The organism is Betaproteobacteria bacterium (genome assembly GCA_016720925.1).
In the GTDB taxonomy this organism is placed as follows: Bacteria; Pseudomonadota; Gammaproteobacteria; order Burkholderiales; family Usitatibacteraceae; genus UKL13-2.
The window spans coordinates 147249-163157 of the sequence record JADKJR010000001.1 but is presented as its reverse complement, the minus strand read 5'-3'; the positions used below and the strand labels follow the sequence as shown (position 1 = coordinate 163157).

The window sequence follows — 15909 nt, the reverse complement described above, 5'->3', positions numbered from 1 at the left end:
CGCATAGAGGTGCCCGCGTTTTTCACCATCGGCGCACCCTTTACGGAAAGAAAGGCAACAAAGCATGAAACCCAGCATTCACCCCGAATATCACGAAGTCATCTTCTTTGATTCCTCCGCTGATTTCAAATTCCTGACCCGCTCGACCGTCGAAACCAAGGGCAAGGAAAAGATGAAATGGACCGATGGCAAGGAATATCCGCTCATCCGCATCGAGATCTCGTCGGAATCACACCCGTTCTACACGGGCAAGCACAAGATCATGGATACCGCCGGTCGCGTCGAGAAATTCCGTCAGCGTCATGCACGCACTTCTGGTGCGGCCGCCGCGCCGAAGGCTGAGTCGCCTGCCGAATCGAAGGCAGAAGCAAAATAAGTTCTTCATTGAACGACATGAAAAAGGCAGCCTTGGCTGCCTTTTTTGTTGGCGCAGTTATCGGGGTGACGACGCCAGTCGCGTCGCGCATGAAGGCATCCAGCCACCCCGCCAGCGTAAAATAGCGCTTCATGATCTCAACCATCCGCCAGCCGATCGTGTTCGACGGAAACAGTACTCCGGTCAAGACTGCGCTGTTTCTCATCATTTGCGCGGCCTGGATCCTGACGGGGCTCGTCGGTCATGACCCATGGAAACCCGATGAGGCAATCACCTTCGGCGTTATCCATGCAATGCTGCGGGACGGACAGTGGCTCGTACCGACGATAGCGGGTTTGCCCAACTACGATTATCCGCCGCTCTACCATTGGACCGCGGCGGCGCTGGCGTGGCTGTTCTCGCCCGTACTGCCGCTTCATGATGGCGCGCGCTTGGCCAGCGGTGCGTTCATGGCCGTCACGCTGTTCTACACCCACAAGACCGCCAAGCGCCTGTTCGACGAGCGCGCCGGACGCATCAGTGTGTTGATGATGATTGGCTCGCTGGGCCTGGTGTGGCGGGGACACCAGATGTATCCCGAGCTTGCAGGTCTCGCCGGACTGGCCGTAGCGATGTACGGCATGACACGCATACGTTCCGAAGCCTCCAAAGGCGGCGTCACCACAGGAATTGGTGCCGGCATCATCGCACTCTCGATCGGCATTGTCCCCGCCTTGGCGCCGATGCTCATTGCGTTGGTCGCCATGGTAATTTTGCGCGATTGGAACAATCGAACATTCCGCGCCGGCATCGGTGTCGCCCTGCTGTTATCACTACCCTTCATGCTGTTGTTCCCGGCGATGCTGCTTTGGCAATCCCCGGCACCCATCACACAATGGGCTGAAACCATTGCTGGCGTTCCGTTCCACGATCTCACCACCCGTCGCGCGCTCGACAATCTCCATTTCATCCGCATACTTCCGTGGTACGGCCTGCCGGCATTGCCATTCGCGATCTGGCTGTGGGCCAAAGACCGCGCAAAAATTGCCGAACGCTTCGAGCTTGCGTTGCCACTTGCCGCATTCCTCACGCTGCTAGTATTAATCTCACTTACTCGCAAAGCGAGCGACGGCATGGGACTTCCATTGCTGTTGCCTCTGGCGCTCGCCGCCGCCAATACGCTGGATCGCCTGTCGAGGAGCATCGCCAGCTTCATGGACTGGTTCAGCCTGCTGTTTTTCGGCATCGTCGCCGTTGCGGGATGGTTGTACTGGACAGCCGCGGTCACGGGCGCGCCAGTAGCCGCTGCGGGCGCGGTTGCCCGGCAAGTCCCGGGTTTCACTTTCACTTTCGACCTGCTGCCTTTTTTCATAGCCGTCGCATTCACCTTGCTGTGGGTATACGCGGTGGTGCGGGCCCATCGCAATAATCGTCGCGCCATCGTCAACTGGGCAGCGGGGGTCACATTGGTATGGGTACTTGCAAACTTGCTTGGCTTGACCGCCGTCGACCACCGTCTCAGTTATCGCGGCACGGCGCGGGCCATCGCGCGGTATTTGCCCGAGCAGCCCACTGGGTGTATCGCGTCGCAAAATCTCGGCGACTCGCAACGCGCTTCACTTAACTACTTCACCAATCTGCGTTTTGTATCCAATCATCTGCCGGCCGCTGAAGCGTGCAACTGGCTGCTCGCCCAAGGTACACGCAACGATGAGCCGACCGTCGACCTGCGCTGGCAACTTGTCTGGGAAGGTGCGCGACCGGCGGATAACGACGAGCGCCTGCGTTTGTATCGCCGCTAGTCCTGCGGCATCACGATAGCTCGTCAATACTTTTCGGCCAGCTCGATTTGAGCAGCCGCGACAAGGCCCGATCCGCAAGCAGCTTGCCGCCGGTCTGGCACTTGGGGCAGTAGTTGCATTCGTTTTCCGCATAGACGATGCGCTGCACCGGGCTCCCGCACACGGGACAAGGCTGTTTGAACTTGCCGTGTACCGCCATTTCACTCCGGAAAGCGGTGACTTTTTCGGGAAACTTGCCCGCTGATTCCGCACGCAATCGTTGCAGCCATTCATCCATGACTTCGCGCGTCGCGTCGCGCAATCGCGCAACTTCCGACGCCGACAGTTTTTGACTGAGCGCGAGGGGCGACAATTTCGCGCGATGCAGAATCTCGTCGGAATAGGAATTACCGATACCGCTGAATGACCGCGGATCGGTGAGCGCGCGTTTCAGCGTGTGATTCTCGTGCTGCAGCCGCGCGGTGAACTCCGCGAGCGTGCAAGTCAGCGGATCAATGCCACCCGGATCGTGCGCTGCCAGCGCGTCGCGTCCACGCAACAAATGCAGCGACGCGCGTCGCCTGGTGCCGGCCTCCGTCAACGCCAGCGTGCCGCGATCAAACTCGAACCGTGCCAGCACGATCTTGCTCATTGGCACTTTACTTCCCGGCGGAAACCATTTGAAGCGACCGGCGATCATCAGATGAATCACCGCGAACAAGTCGCCTTCAAATTCGAGCACGACGCGCTTTCCCAAGTACGCCGCATGGATGAGACGCCGGCCTTCAAACGCGCCGACCGCGGGCTCCACGGTGCGAAGTACAAAAACACTTGGTAGCAGAATTTTCCGCAATGTGGCGCAGGCAAGCTCGCGCTCGATGCTTTCGCAATAGACGGCGATGTCCGGCAACTCAGGCATTAAACTCTATATCCGGCGAGGCTCACAGGCACAAATTGTCTTGAACACCGCGCCAGTGCTTGTGCTTGGCAAATTTCCGCTATGTGGCCGCCAACCGTTCATCGATCACCTCAATCCAATGCCGAATCGGCGTTCCGCTGCCGGCATTCAGCCCGCCCTCAATGTGCGCGAGGCAGCCGATGTTGGCCGTTGCAACAAGTTGCGGCGCGCCGGACTCAAGTGCTTTCACTTTGTTCACGAGCAATTGCTGCGAGAGTTCGCGCTGCAACAGCGAATAGGTTCCCGCCGAACCGCAACAAAGATGCCCGTCCGGGACGGGCGTCAGCTCGCAACCCGCGTCGCGCAACAGGCCTTCCACCACGCCGCGAATTTTCAACCCGTGCTGCAAGCTGCATGGCGAGTGAAAGGCAATTTTTGTCTTGACGGGATTTGCGGCCACAAGCAGTTTCGACAACACCGCGCTTTCCGCCGCGATCACCTGGCTCACGTCGCGAAACAGTTCCGAGACTTTCTGCGCCTTTTCCGAATACGCCGCGTCGTTGCGCAACAGGTAACCGTAGTCCGCCACCATTGTCCCACAGCCGGATGCGGTCACGACGATTGCTTCCGCGCCGGCTTCGATATACGGCCACCACGCGTCGATATTGCGTTTGATGTAAGCGTGGCTTTCGTACGGATCATTCAGGTGATGCGGAATCGCGCCGCAGCAGCCGGCGCTGGGCGCGGCGATCAGCGAGACGCCGAGTCTGTCGAGGACACGCGCGGTCGCCGAGTTAATGCTCGGCGCCATCGCCGGTTGCACGCAACCTTCCAGCACCAGCATGTTGCGTGCATGTCCAAGCTCGGGACGAACGCCGGCATCGCGCCTGGCCGGGATTTTCTTTGCAAGCGAAGCCGGCAAGAAGGTCTTCACCGCGCGGCCTATGCCAAGTCCCACGGTAAACAACGCCGTCTGCGGCAGCGCGTTCTTCAACACCTTGCGCTTGAGACCCTCGGCAAAACTACGCCCGACTTTCTTCTCCACCAGCTCGCGGCCAATATCGACCAGCCGCCCGTACTGCACGCCGGATGGGCAAGTCGATTCGCACGAGCGGCAAGTGAGGCAGCGATCAAGATGCAGCTGCGTTTTTTCGGTGACCGGCTCACCTTCCAGCATCTGCTTCATCAAATAAATGCGACCGCGCGGACTGTCGAGCTCGTCCCCCAGCAGATTGTAGGTCGGGCAGGTCGCCAAACAAAAACCGCAATGCACGCATTTGCGCAGAATGCTGTCGGCCTCAATCCCCTCGGGCGTGTCTTTGATCCAGTCGGCAAGATTGGTTTGCATCAGAAGTTGTCCATTCTGCCGGGATTCAAAATGCTGTCCGAGTCGAATGCCGCCTTGAGATTGCGGTGAACCTTGGCTAGCACCGGTTGCAACGGATGAAACACGCCCGCCGATTTATCGCCGTGGCGGAACAGGGTTGCGTGTCCACCCACCGCTTCCACGGTTGCGCGCAATGTCTTCGCATCGGCCACACCACGCACCCAGCGCAGCGCACCGCCCCACTCGATCCATTGCGGCAGGTTGAGCTGAAGCGGCGGACTGGTGGACGGTACCGAGAGCCGCCACAAGGGTTCCGCGCTGCCGAAAAAATCCGCGCGATGATCACGCAAGTTGCGCCAGAATTGACTGGCTTCCGATTCCGCGACCAATTCACCGCCCAGCTTTTCGCGCGCGGCCCGGACGCCCGCCGCCGCGCCCGAAAGCCGCAGCATGGCAACGCCGTCGCACCAGGAGGTCGCCGATATCGGCAGCGGCCTTCCTGCCCATTCATTGAACCGCTGGATGGAAGTCGCTTCATCCATCTGGAATCGCAGCGTCATTTCCTCCGTCGGTTTCGGCAAAACCTTGAACGATAGATCGAGCAGCACGCCGAGCGTACCCATCGCCCCGGTCATCAGCCGCGAGACATCGTAGCCGGCGACATTCTTGATCACGCGGCCGCCGAAGCGCAGGTCTTCGCCTTTGCCATTGATGACGCGCGTACCCAGAACAAAGTCACGCACCGCGCCGGTGTACGGCCGGCGTGGCCCGGAAAGCCCGGTGGCGACTGCGCCGCCAATGGTCGCGCCCTCAGCAAAATACGGCGGCTCAAACGGCAGCATCTGATTCTGCTCCGCCATCGTCGCTTCGATTGCCGCGAGTGGCGTCCCGGCGCGCACCGTCAGCACCAGCTCCTTAGGCTCGTAATCGATGATGCCGTTATAGGGCCGAACGTCGAGTGCATCGCCCCTGACCGCGCCACCATAAAACGTCTTGCTGCTGCCGCCGTGAATGGCAAGCGGCGCCCTGTCCGACTGCGCGGATTTGATTCGCTCGATGAGGGGCTGAACAAAATCATTCATTGGGTCGATGCCACGGGTTCAAAGATGGTAAGGATGGTTAGACCGACAAGGCGCATCGAACCGAACACAAGAAACAGCAAGAATTTCCACTTGTTCAAAACCGCGGAATATCCGCATGCGGAAGATTGTTGACCAGCCCGCCCTGCACCCGCATGCGCCCATATTCTGCGCAGCGATACAAAGTCGGAATCGCCTTTCCGGGATTCAGCAGCTGCTTTTCATCAAACGCCCGCTTCACGGCAAAAAAGGCTTCAATTTCATGGCTCGTGAACTGGCTGCACATCTGGTTGATTTTTTCGATGCCGACACCATGCTCGCCGGTGATGGTGCCGCCGTATTCGATACAGAGTTCCAGCAACTCCGCCGCAAAAGCTTCCGTGCGTTCCAGTTCGCCTGGCACGTTCGCATCGTACAAAATCAACGGATGCAGGTTGCCATCGCCCGCGTGAAACACGTTCGCGCAACGCAAGCCATATTTCTGGCTGAACTCTTCCGTGCGCCGCAGCATCGGCGCCAGCGCGCGACGCGGGATCGAGCCATCGATGCAGTAATAGTCCGGCGAGATGCGCCCCACCGCCGGAAACGCGGCCTTGCGTCCCGACCAGAATTTCAGGCGCTCGGCTTCGCTGGCCGAGGTGCGGCACGCGGTGGCGCCGGAGGCCTTCATCACCGCTTCGATCTTGGCAATCTCCTCGGCCACTTCCTCGGGCGTGCCATCGGATTCGCACAGCAAAATCGCCACCGCATCGAGGTCGTACCCCGCATGCACGAAGCCTTCCACCGCTTCGGTGGCGAGCTTGTCCATCATCTCCAGCCCCGCCGGCACAATGCCCGCGCCGATAATGTTTGCCACCGCGTCGCCGGCTTTTTCCACGTTGTCGAAGCTGGCCATCACCACCCGCGCGAGCTGCGGCTTGGGCACCAGCTTCACGGTCACTTCGGTGGTGATGCCGAGCATGCCTTCCGAACCGGTCATCAGCGCCAGCAGGTCGTATCCCGGCGCGTCGAGCGCGTCCGAACCGATCGTCGCGAGCTCGCCGTCGATGGTCACCACTTCGAGCTTCAGGATGTTGTGCACCGTGAGCCCGTACTTCAGGCAATGCACGCCGCCGGAATTTTCCGCGACATTGCCGCCGATGGAACAGGCAATCTGCGACGAAGGATCCGGCGCGTAGTACAAACCAAGGTGGGCGACCGCTTCGGAGATTTGCGAATTGCGCACGCCGGGTTGCACGTGCGCCGTGCGCGCCAGCGCATCGATGGAAACGATGCGATTGAATTTTGCCATCGCCATCAGCATGCCATCTTCCAGCGGCGTGGCGCCGCCGGAGAGTCCCGTGCCGGAACCGCGCGCCACCACCTTGGTCCCCGTCTGTGAAGCGACGCGCAGAATTTCCTGCACCTCGGCCACCGTGCGCGGCAACACCGCCACCAACGGAAGCGCGCGATAGGCGGAGAGGCCGTCGCATTCGTAGGGCGTCAAATCCTCCGGCTCACTGAGCAGCGCCTCGCGCGGCAGGATGGCGGCCAGACGTGCGATCAGGTCATTGCGCGCGGAGGAGGTGATGGTTTGCGACACGGCGGCCATGGCAAGGTATTGGACGAATTGATGGGAAGCAATCGATGCATCGTATGATAGGCCAAGATGCAAGAACTAACGAGGGATTCGGTTGCAAGCGGCTTGTACCGCCATCCCGATAATCGACAGGAGAATCCAATTGGCTGGAACCGAAATTTATCTGCTGTGGGCGCTGGCGGCCGTGCTGATATTGATCGGTCTGGCCGGCACCCTGCTGCCCGCGCTGCCGGGCGTGCCCTTCGTGTTCGCCGGCCTGCTGGTAGCCGCGTGGATCGGTAACTTCCAGCGCATCGGCTGGCCGACGCTCACGCTTCTCGCGGTGCTCACGGCGATCGCTATCGGCGTCGATCTGCTCGCCTCGATCATGGGCGCGCAACGCGTCGGTGCATCGAAGCTGGCGCTGGCGGGCGCGGCGATCGGCGGCATCGCCGGGTTGTTTTTCGGCCTGGTCGGCATTTTCATTTTTCCTTTCGTCGGCGCGGTCATCGGTGAATTGATCGCGCGAAAGGAAATGGGGCAGGCAGCAAAGGTAGGCGTGGCGACGTGGCTGGGGTTGCTGTTTGGTGCGCTGGCGAAGCTGGCGTTGGCGTTGACGATGATTGGGGTGTTTGTGGTGGCGTATTGGTTGTGAAGATGAAAGTCTCGCGCTGGCGCGGTGTTTCAGCCATTATTGAGCCGAACGCCGCGTCAGTGCTTGGGTTTGTATCTTTGCGCGGCCCGGTGGGATGCCGCGTGGCGACGGGATTTGATCGCGGAATTCCGATGCAGCGGCAGGTGTGTTTGTTGAATTGCTTTAGGGTGTGATAATTTGCAGTACTCCGTTGATCTCGAAGGTAGCAATTCATGGAGTGTCCAAGAGTGCAATACTTCTTTTACGGTATATGGACACCTCGACAGGTGTCCATTTCTAGTTAGGGCTCCAATATGGTCACATGAAGATGCCATCTGAGCCCAACAAGGATTGGTTTCCGTTTGTTCGAGGGGCTGCCAAGCAACTGGTGAGCGGCGGCTTTGGCGCATTAATTGGACAGCAAGCCTCAGCCACATTCTGGCTGCCTATCGTTGACTCACCAGGTTAGCGTCTATTCCTGCGTGAAGAAACCAGCGTCCAGATGCGGTCCGAGAGCAGCAATGCGTGCACCGAGTGACACCTGCGTGCTTGAAAGGGTCTGGAGCTTGGATTGTCGGCGAGCGCTTGGCCTGATACTTGGAGCTTCGGACAATCTTCTTGAGTTTCTTTCTCGTGGGACACCCACTCATTGCCGATTTTGGCTCACAGCCGCAATGCCCAGTCGCGGAGCCGCGCAAAAGCGCACCTGCAAATCGTTAAGCCAATCGGGAGTATTGCCATGCGTGTACGTTTGGAACATGCCAACCTTTGTGTTCACGATGTCGACGGGGTCGTTCGCTTTCTGTTGACCGCGTTCCCGGCGTTCCGGATTCGCCGCGATACGACCGAGGCGGACGGCTCACGATGGGTTCACGTCGGCGGTGACGAGACATACATTGCGCTGAACCAAGCGAATCCCGGCGCCGAGAAGCGTGGGAAGCCGTACAAGGGCCGCCCCGGTTTGAATCACGTGGCGTTTGAGGTGGACGATGTTGCCGCGATGCGTGAGCGCCTCGGCACGGCGGGCTACCAAAACTCAACACCGCCGAACGCGCACCCTTTTCGTCAGCGAGTCTACTTCTACGACCCTGACGGAAATGATTGGGAGTTCGTTCAATACCTGTCCGAGGATCGCGAGAAGCGGCACGATTACGAGATGCCCGAATAACCGTCCAACAAGTCGATCAACGGACGCGCAACCCGCACATTTTTCCCCGTCGCTGCCGCGCCTGTTATCTCCAGCGCTGGACTCACCGTTTGCAAATTCAAACACCATGAGCACATCAAGCCTCCTTCATTCGCTGTTCAAGTACAAAGCCTGGGCAAACGAGGAGCTCTTCACTGAGCTTGAGAAAGTCGACCCGGTGGCGCATCAAGCCGAGCGGCACACGGCCATCCGTCTCCTCAACCACATCTATGTTGTGGATCGCATCTTCGCGGCGCATCTGTCGGGCGAAGCGCACACCTACGCGGGAACAAACACGCCGGAGACGCCCACTTTTGAAGATCTGCGCGCCGCGGTAGCGGAATCAGATCGCTGGTATGTCGAGTATGTGGGCAGTCTGCCGCCGGAACGATTGCCAGAGAGTCTTCCGTTCACGTTTACCGACGGCGCGAAAGGTTTCATGTCGCGAGAGGAAATGCTCGCCCACATTGTCACGCATGGCGGCTACCATCGCGGTGCGGTTGGTCGCATCATGGCGCAGTTGTCGGTGGCGCCACCGCGAGATATCTTCACCGTCTACCTCCACAAATCAGAACCGCAGCGCCGCGAGCGAACCTGAGCCTTCCATCGGAACTCATCGGGCATGTCGGGCTGAGCCCGCTACGCGGCGACGTTGAGGTGGGCTTTGCCGTCGAGCAGAAGTTTCAAGGCAGAGGGTTCGCGGTGGAGGCCATCAAGGCGATGTCGGAATGGGGCATGCAATGCTTTGGCTTGCCACATATGCTGGGGATTGCTGCAAATGAAAATACCGCTTCATGCAAGGCGCTTGAGCGAGCCGGCTTCGCGCTGATCGATGAATCGATGCGTAGTCTGCATGGAAAAAACCGGCGGGTGATAACCTATCGCAAGAGCGTTCCGGTGGCGCCGGCCGGTATCCAAGTTTTGCCGGCTTGCTGAGGCATCAAAAAATTGGGTCCCGGACTAAATCCGGGATGACAGATTTTTAGTTTCATAGACGTTCATGTGGCGAAACTCATGCACTGGCGCGGCGTTCAGGCAGAAAAAGCTTGCTAAGGCGCACCAGTACTTGAGTTTGCCCTAGCTACGCGGTGAAACACCTAGCCGCCGAGCACCTTCATCAGATTGGCAATCGCCAGCCCAATCAAACAGCCAATCGTGCCAAACGTACCGCTGAACCGCCCCAACGACACGCCACTGGACGAGAACAAACCCCACGCGTGCAATACGCGCGACAGGAAATACACGGCGCCAAAAAAATGCAGCACGTTGGCGTGGCCGCCATTGAGTTCATACACGCCGAGCAGCACCAGAAACAGCGGGATCGATTCGATGGCGTTGCCGTGCACGCGGATGGCGCGGGCGAGGTCACGATTGCCGCCGTCGCCCAGACCAATGCGCAAGCTGCGGCGCAGGCTCACCACCACCGCGACCAGTAACACCACCAGCACAGCCAACAGTGATGCATACACCGCCGTAACCGGCACGGTCATGGTCACGTCACCGCCAATTGCTGATTGGCCGACTCGAGCCGCTCCACCAGCGTCTCGAGAAATTTCCGGTCAAACAGCCGCCGGCAACTGGTGCTGGCGCTGCTGAGATCGACGGCGCGTACCTTCATGACGATGCTGTCAGTAGCGGTGGTGATGGTGGCCGAACGAGGTCCGTCGCGCTTGGCAAGATAGGACATCTCGCCGAAGCAATCGCCGGCGCCGAGCACATTCAGCAGACGCTTGCCGCGGCTCACGCGCACGGTTCCGCTCGCGAGAATGAAAAACGAATCGCCGACGTCGCCTTCGCTGATCAGAATGGATTCAGGGGGAAATGGCCGCCACTTGCTGATGCGCAGTACTTCCCACAACTCGTTTTCCGGAAAATCGCGGAAGAACGACAGCGTTTTCAGCAAGCTGAATTGTTCGGTATCGGAGACTTCGTGTTTGTTGGGCTGTGGTGATTTTTCACTGCGCCAGAGCCCGGCGAGGTCTTTGCCGAATTCTTCCCACGACTGGTAGCGCCGGGCGATGTCCTTGGCCATCGCCTGCTTGACGATATCTTCCATCGGCGCCGACACATCAGGACGGAATTGCGACGGAGGCACCGGATCGTGATTGACGATCTGATAGGCGAGGCTGGCCGGGTTGGACGCCTCGAAAGGTGCGCGACCCGCGAGCAGCATGTACATGACCATGCCCAGCGCGTAGATATCGGATTGCACGGTGGCCTTCGCGCCGGTGATGATTTCCGGCGCCATGTACAACGGCGAGCCAACCGCCGCGACCTGGGTCCGGTCCGACACGCGATTCAGCGCGGCGCCAAAATCCGCGAGTTTGATATCGCTGCCCGCCTTGTAAAGAATGTTGCCGGGCTTGACGTCGCGGTGGATCAGGCCCTGGGTGTTGGCGAATGCCAGGGCGCGGACGCATTTGAAAATGATTTCGGCGACGACCTGCGGCGGAAGCAGATTGTCCGGTTTGCAGTATTTTTCGAGCGTCCCGCCTTCGACATACTCCATGACGATGTAGCTCATGTCCTCGTCGACCACGGCATCGTAAATGGCGACGATGTGCGGATGCATGATCTTGCCTGCGAGCGAGGCTTCGTTCAAGAACATGCTCCGGTACATGGCGCCGTCCTGTGCGTCCTTTAGCACCTCGGGAAACATTGCCTTGATGGCAACGCGGCGGTTGTTGAAGCTGTCTTCGGCAAGATAGACGGCGCCGGTCGCGCCGCGGCCGAGTTCGCGAATGACGCGGTATTTGCCGATGTTCTCGATGCCGGGAACGCCGTTAGTCATTCGCCGCCCATTTCATAGTCATTGAGCCACTCTGCCACATTGCACACGACGTTCCTTATCCTGAATTTGCCGATGTTCGCCTGATTGGCGTGGCCTTGATATGCCGCGTTTGCGGTAGCACGCGATCATTTGCACGGCCGCGTATGCAAATATGCCGATAAACGCCTCGCGTGTAAACCGGCAACCGTGACTTGAAAATATCAATCGACAGCCGATGATACGCTAACCAGTTCGTCAGGGCGCAGGAAGCGTAGTGGTGCTTGCCGGGCATTTCAATGCGGCGGAGGGATCGCGGGCGTCTGATCACCAAAACGAGTATCGTAGCCCGAAAGAGACGGAGTGTATCCGGGAATTTTCCCGATAATCAGGTCGGGTCCCGCATTTCGCTGCGCGGCATGCAGGCGACATCTCTGCGTCATTCCCGCTGCGACCAACGGAAGTCCCTATGGGACGCGGGAATGACGGGATTCAGAATGGCGCGATGAATTCACAGCCGCCGCGCGGCTGTGAAATCTTTCAACAGCCCCTTAAAACAACCCAACAATCTTGCCTTCATCATTCACATCAATCGCATTGGCGCTCGGCACTTTCGGCAGGCCCGGCATGGTCATGACGTCTCCACATACCAGCACGATAAACTCCGCGCCCGCCGCGAGACGTACTTCGCGGATCGTCAACACGTGATTACTGGGTGCACCACGCAATTGCGGATCGGTCGAGAATGAATACTGGGTTTTGGCCACGCAGATTGGGTAGTGTCCGTAGCCATCATCCTGCAGCCGTTTGATCTGGCCGCGAATTTTGGCGTCGGCGGTGATATCGGATGCCCCGTAGATCTTGCTGGCAATCGTCTTCATCTTGTCCCAAAGCGTCGCGCTTTCTTCGTAGACAAACTTGAAGTTGTTCGGCTGCTCGCACATGTCGACGACCATTTTTGCGAGTTCCGTGGCGCCCTTGCCGCCGTCTGCCCAATGCCGCGCCACCACGACTTTGGCGCCCAATTTTTCGCAGCGTGACACGAGAACTTTCAATTCCGCCTCGGTGTCGTGGGTGCGATGATTGATCGATACCACGCAAGGCAGGCCGTAGTGTTGCGTGATGTTATGAATGTGGCGCTCCAGATTCACCATGCCTTTTTCCAGCGCTTCCACGTTCTCTTTCGAGACTTCCTTGACGTCCATGCCGCCGTGATATTTCAGCGCACGGATGGTCGCAACAATGACCACTGCCGAGGGCCGCAAACCCGACTTGCGGCATTTGATATCGATGAATTTCTCCGCGCCCAGATCGGCGCCGAAACCGGCTTCGGTCACGACGTAGTCGCCCAGTTTCAGCGCGGTTTGCGTGGCAATAACCGAATTGCAGCCGTGGGCAATATTGGCGAATGGGCCACCGTGAATGAACGCCGGGTTGTTCTCCAGCGTTTGCACCAGATTCGGCAGCAGCGCATCCTTCAACAGCGCCGTCATCGCGCCCTGTGCGTTCAAATCCTTGGCGAGGATTGGCTTTTGATCGCGCGTATAGCCGACTACGATTTTCGCGATGCGAGCTTTCAAGTCCTTGATCGATGTCGCCAGGCAGAAGATCGCCATGATCTCGGAGGCCACGACGATGTCGAAGCCATCCTGGCGCGGATAGCCATTGGCCGGCCCGCCGAGCGCGATAGTGATGTCGCGCAGTGCGCGATCATTCATGTCCACCACCCGTTTCCAGACGATGCGGCGCACATCAAAGCCCAGGTCGTTGCCGTGATTGATGTGGTTGTCGATCAACGCGGCCAGCAGATTATTCGCCAGGGCGATCGCGGAAAAATCGCCGGTGAAATGCAGGTTGATATCTTCCATCGGCACCACTTGCGCGTAGCCGCCGCCGGCCGCGCCACCCTTCATGCCGAATACCGGGCCCAGAGACGGTTCGCGCAGGCATATGATGGCTTTCTTGCCGATATGATTGAGTGCATCGCCCAGACCAACAGTGGTGGTGGTCTTGCCTTCGCCCGCCGGCGTTGGCGAGATCGCGGTGACGAGTATCAGTTTGCCGCTTTTCCGGTCCTTCAGCGAATCCACGTAATTCAGCGAGACCTTGGCTTTGTAGCGGCCATACGGTTCGAGCGCCTCTTCAGGAATGCCCAGACCCGCGGCAACGTCCTGAATTTTCTTCATTGTGGCCTTCTGCGCAATATCGATATCGCTGAGCATTTGTTCCTCCGTGAATTAACTGGTTTTTCTGGGTTGCCAAAGTATGGAACTCGCGCACCGGTCCGCACCATGACAAGCGTCAAGTAGAATCGCTAGTTGATCTGAGTCAATCATGACAATCGACGACACACAAAACATATATTCCCACACTGCCGTTTTGCGCGTTCGCGAGGCGCTGCGCTTGGCGGGACTGACCGATACCATCACCGTCATGCCGGAAGCCACGCACACCGCCCAGGCTGCCGCGGATGCACTTGCATGCGATGTCGGGGAAATCGCGAAATCGATCATTTTCCGTGCGCACGATGGTCGCGCGGTATTGGTGATCACCAGCGGCCGCAATCGCGTCGACGACAAGAAAGTCATGGCGTTGATTTCCCAGCCGGTCGGCAAGGCCGATGCCGATTTCGTGCGCGCGCAAACCGGCTATGTCATCGGCGGCGTGGCGCCCATCGCCCACGTCATGCCACCGATTACGTTGATGGATGAAGACCTGCTGCACTATGCGATGATTTGGCCGGCGGCCGGCCATCCGAATACCATGTTCAGTATTTCGCCAAACGAACTGGCGCGCATCGCCGGTGCCCAGGTGGCTGACGTCGCACAAAGGAGAAACCCGTGAACCCAAACGAAAAGCTGATCCGTGATTTCTATGCCGCCTTCGCGCAGCGCGATGCCGCCGGCATGGCACGATGCTATCACCCCGATATCTTCTTTTCGGACCCGGCGTTTCCCTCGCTCCGCGGCAAGGAAGCGACGGCCATGTGGGCCATGCTGTGCGCGCGCGGCAAGGATCTGGTCATCACGCTGGGCGATGTGAACGCCAACGATGAAGGCGGCAAGGCACACTGGGAAGCCACCTACACCTTTAGCCAGACCGGGCGTTTCGTGCATAACAAAATCGATGCCGTTTTTGCCTTCCGCGACGGCAAGATCGTCAGGCATCTCGACCAATTTTCATTCTGGGCGTGGTCGCGACAGGCGCTGGGACCGATGGGATTGTTGCTCGGTTGGTTCGGCCCCATCAAGTCAGCCGTGCGCAAGAAAGCGGATCGCGGATTGCGGGACTTCATGAGCAAGAACGAAGGAAACTATCCTACGCCGTAGCGCGCACGCGCGTTAGTGACTCCCGGCCGCATTCTTGCCGCGCAGCATCACCACATTCCCCAGCACCAGCAGGCAGACGCCAACGGTCGTCAGCCACTCCCAGGCAAATTTCTCGAACAAAAACGATACCATCAGCGCGACGACCGGCACCATGACGCCTGTGTAGGAAGCCCGTGCCGCGCCGATACGCTGTATGAGCGTCAGATAACACGCGAATGTGATGATCGAGCCAAGAAGTGCCAGGTACACGAGCGATAAAAGATACGGTGTACTCCCGTCAAGCGTGAATGGTTTGCCCATTAGAGCACCGATGACCAGCGCCAATAGCCCACCATAGAGCATGCCCCAGGCCATGCTGGTCCATGTTGGCAACCCGCGCTTCTGCGTGCGCATGGCCCCCATGCTGCCAATCGCCGAAGCCACGACCGACAATATGGTCAGCAGCGCGCCCAGCTCAGCATTGCGGCTAACCGATAACTTGCCGAACTCCGGCCAGAAGACGCAGACGATACCGGCAATGCCGAACGTGGCACCGGTCGTGACCCGCTGCGTCATGGGTGTGCCAAAGAACATGCGCGAAAACAGCATGTTGATCATTGGGCTCGCGGAATAGCCAACGGCGACCATCCCGGAAACGATGAAGGTCTCCGCGTAATACACCAGAATATAGCTGATGCAAAACATCGAGGCGCCAAACAGGAACAAATCGACATGCTGCGATAACGAAAAGCGCAGCGGCATGCGCCGCCAGCGGCAGAAAGCGAAAAGTGCCACCGACGCCAGCAGGAATCGGTAACCCACCGACATTTCCGGTGCGACACTCCCGAACTGAAACGTAATGGCGAGCCACGTTGTCCCCCAGATGAGGACGCAGGTGGCAAACAACTGCAAGGTGGAGAACGGCATGTTGATCCGGAGTATCGATTACGCAGAATTCGAAAGCACCGCAAGCGGGGAATTTGTCTTGATCGTTATTTCCGCACAGGAACGAGTGA

General features: G+C 58.9%; 16 protein-coding genes. 8 read left to right on the top strand and 8 right to left on the bottom strand.

All coding sequences use genetic code 11. The features are described 5' to 3' along the window. Positions 1-64: 64 nt before the first annotated feature. Positions 65-376, top strand: coding sequence for a type B 50S ribosomal protein L31 (locus tag IPP88_00810; GenBank protein ID MBL0121315.1), 312 nt, complete (start codon positions 65-67; stop codon positions 374-376). Between the two features lie 131 nt (positions 377-507). Further along, positions 508-2157 (top strand): glycosyltransferase family 39 protein, encoded by a 1650-nt coding sequence (locus IPP88_00805; GenBank protein ID MBL0121314.1) that lies wholly within the window; start codon positions 508-510, stop codon positions 2155-2157. 10 nt (positions 2158-2167) lie between these two features. Here the strand turns inward: IPP88_00805 and IPP88_00800 are convergent, their stop codons facing one another. From IPP88_00800 to IPP88_00785, 4 genes are all read right to left on the bottom strand, one after another. Beyond that, complete coding sequence (locus IPP88_00800; protein ID MBL0121313.1) at positions 2168-3055, bottom strand: formamidopyrimidine-DNA glycosylase; 888 nt, start codon at positions 3053-3055, stop codon at positions 2168-2170. 79 nt (positions 3056-3134) lie between these two features. Beyond that, positions 3135-4382, bottom strand: a complete 1248-nt coding sequence (gene glcF, locus IPP88_00795; protein MBL0121312.1) for a glycolate oxidase subunit GlcF — start codon at positions 4380-4382, stop codon at positions 3135-3137. After that, positions 4382-5443, bottom strand: a complete 1062-nt coding sequence (glcE, locus tag IPP88_00790; GenBank protein ID MBL0121311.1) for a glycolate oxidase subunit GlcE — start codon at positions 5441-5443, stop codon at positions 4382-4384. The genes glcF and glcE overlap by 1 nt, the downstream gene beginning before the upstream one ends. A 94-nt stretch (positions 5444-5537) precedes the next feature. Continuing rightward, complete coding sequence (locus IPP88_00785) at positions 5538-7031, bottom strand: FAD-binding protein (GenBank protein ID MBL0121310.1); 1494 nt, start codon at positions 7029-7031, stop codon at positions 5538-5540. Positions 7032-7161: 130 nt separating this feature from the next. On the opposite strand from IPP88_00785, the gene IPP88_00780 reads away from it, so the two are divergent. The 4 genes from IPP88_00780 (at position 7162) to IPP88_00765 (ending at position 9754) form a co-directional block, all read left to right on the top strand. Beyond that, the gene (locus tag IPP88_00780) at positions 7162-7653 is read left to right on the top strand and encodes a DUF456 family protein (protein ID MBL0121309.1); all 492 of its coding nucleotides are present in this window, start codon (positions 7162-7164) and stop codon (positions 7651-7653) included. 718 nt (positions 7654-8371) lie between these two features. After that, positions 8372-8800 (top strand): VOC family protein, encoded by a 429-nt coding sequence (locus tag IPP88_00775; GenBank protein ID MBL0121308.1) that lies wholly within the window; start codon positions 8372-8374, stop codon positions 8798-8800. A gap of 106 nt (positions 8801-8906) precedes the next feature. Beyond that, positions 8907-9416, top strand: a complete 510-nt coding sequence (locus IPP88_00770) for a DinB family protein (GenBank protein ID MBL0121307.1) — start codon at positions 8907-8909, stop codon at positions 9414-9416. Continuing rightward, positions 9386-9754 (top strand): GNAT family N-acetyltransferase, encoded by a 369-nt coding sequence (locus IPP88_00765; GenBank protein ID MBL0121306.1) that lies wholly within the window; start codon positions 9386-9388, stop codon positions 9752-9754. Before IPP88_00770 ends, IPP88_00765 begins: the two co-directional genes overlap by 31 nt. Before the next feature lie 161 nt (positions 9755-9915). On the opposite strand, the gene IPP88_00760 is transcribed toward IPP88_00765, so the two are convergent. From IPP88_00760 to IPP88_00750, 3 genes are all read right to left on the bottom strand, one after another. After that, a complete protein-coding gene (locus IPP88_00760; GenBank protein MBL0121305.1) occupies positions 9916-10314 on the bottom strand; it encodes an MAPEG family protein in 399 nt (132 codons plus the stop codon). Then, a complete protein-coding gene (locus IPP88_00755) occupies positions 10311-11588 on the bottom strand; it encodes a protein kinase (protein MBL0121304.1) in 1278 nt (425 codons plus the stop codon). The genes IPP88_00760 and IPP88_00755 overlap by 4 nt, the downstream gene beginning before the upstream one ends. Before the next feature lie 548 nt (positions 11589-12136). After that, positions 12137-13807, bottom strand: coding sequence for a formate--tetrahydrofolate ligase (locus IPP88_00750; protein ID MBL0121303.1), 1671 nt, complete (start codon positions 13805-13807; stop codon positions 12137-12139). Between the two features lie 112 nt (positions 13808-13919). Between IPP88_00750 and IPP88_00745 the strand changes: the two genes are divergently transcribed. Next, positions 13920-14429, top strand: coding sequence for a YbaK/EbsC family protein (locus tag IPP88_00745; GenBank protein ID MBL0121302.1), 510 nt, complete (start codon positions 13920-13922; stop codon positions 14427-14429). Continuing rightward, positions 14426-14914: a nuclear transport factor 2 family protein gene (locus IPP88_00740; protein ID MBL0121301.1), complete on the top strand. Its 489-nt coding sequence runs from the start codon at positions 14426-14428 to the stop codon at positions 14912-14914. The genes IPP88_00745 and IPP88_00740 overlap by 4 nt, the downstream gene beginning before the upstream one ends. Positions 14915-14926: 12 nt before the next feature. Here IPP88_00740 and IPP88_00735 read toward each other — a convergent pair whose 3' ends face one another. Then, the gene (locus IPP88_00735) at positions 14927-15820 is read right to left on the bottom strand and encodes an EamA family transporter (protein MBL0121300.1); all 894 of its coding nucleotides are present in this window, start codon (positions 15818-15820) and stop codon (positions 14927-14929) included. Between the last annotated feature and the right edge of the window lie 89 nt (positions 15821-15909).

Bases quoted from the DNA above. Each gene is read 5' to 3' on its own strand.
- IPP88_00810 (MBL0121315.1), top strand. From the start codon at position 65: ATGAAACCCAGCATTCACCCCGAATATCACGAAGTCATCTTCTTTGAT.
- IPP88_00805 (MBL0121314.1), top strand. From the start codon at position 508: ATGATCTCAACCATCCGCCAGCCGATCGTGTTCGACGGAAACAGTACT.
- IPP88_00800 (MBL0121313.1), bottom strand. From the start codon at position 3,055: ATGCCTGAGTTGCCGGACATCGCCGTCTATTGCGAAAGCATCGAGCGC.
- glcF (MBL0121312.1), bottom strand. From the start codon at position 4,382: ATGCAAACCAATCTTGCCGACTGGATCAAAGACACGCCCGAGGGGATT.
- glcE (MBL0121311.1), bottom strand. From the start codon at position 5,443: ATGAATGATTTTGTTCAGCCCCTCATCGAGCGAATCAAATCCGCGCAG.
- IPP88_00785 (MBL0121310.1), bottom strand. From the start codon at position 7,031: ATGGCCGCCGTGTCGCAAACCATCACCTCCTCCGCGCGCAATGACCTG.
- IPP88_00775 (MBL0121308.1), top strand. From the start codon at position 8,372: ATGCGTGTACGTTTGGAACATGCCAACCTTTGTGTTCACGATGTCGAC.
- IPP88_00770 (MBL0121307.1), top strand. From the start codon at position 8,907: ATGAGCACATCAAGCCTCCTTCATTCGCTGTTCAAGTACAAAGCCTGG.
- IPP88_00750 (MBL0121303.1), bottom strand. From the start codon at position 13,807: ATGCTCAGCGATATCGATATTGCGCAGAAGGCCACAATGAAGAAAATT.
- IPP88_00745 (MBL0121302.1), top strand. From the start codon at position 13,920: ATGACAATCGACGACACACAAAACATATATTCCCACACTGCCGTTTTG.
- IPP88_00735 (MBL0121300.1), bottom strand. From the start codon at position 15,820: ATGCCGTTCTCCACCTTGCAGTTGTTTGCCACCTGCGTCCTCATCTGG.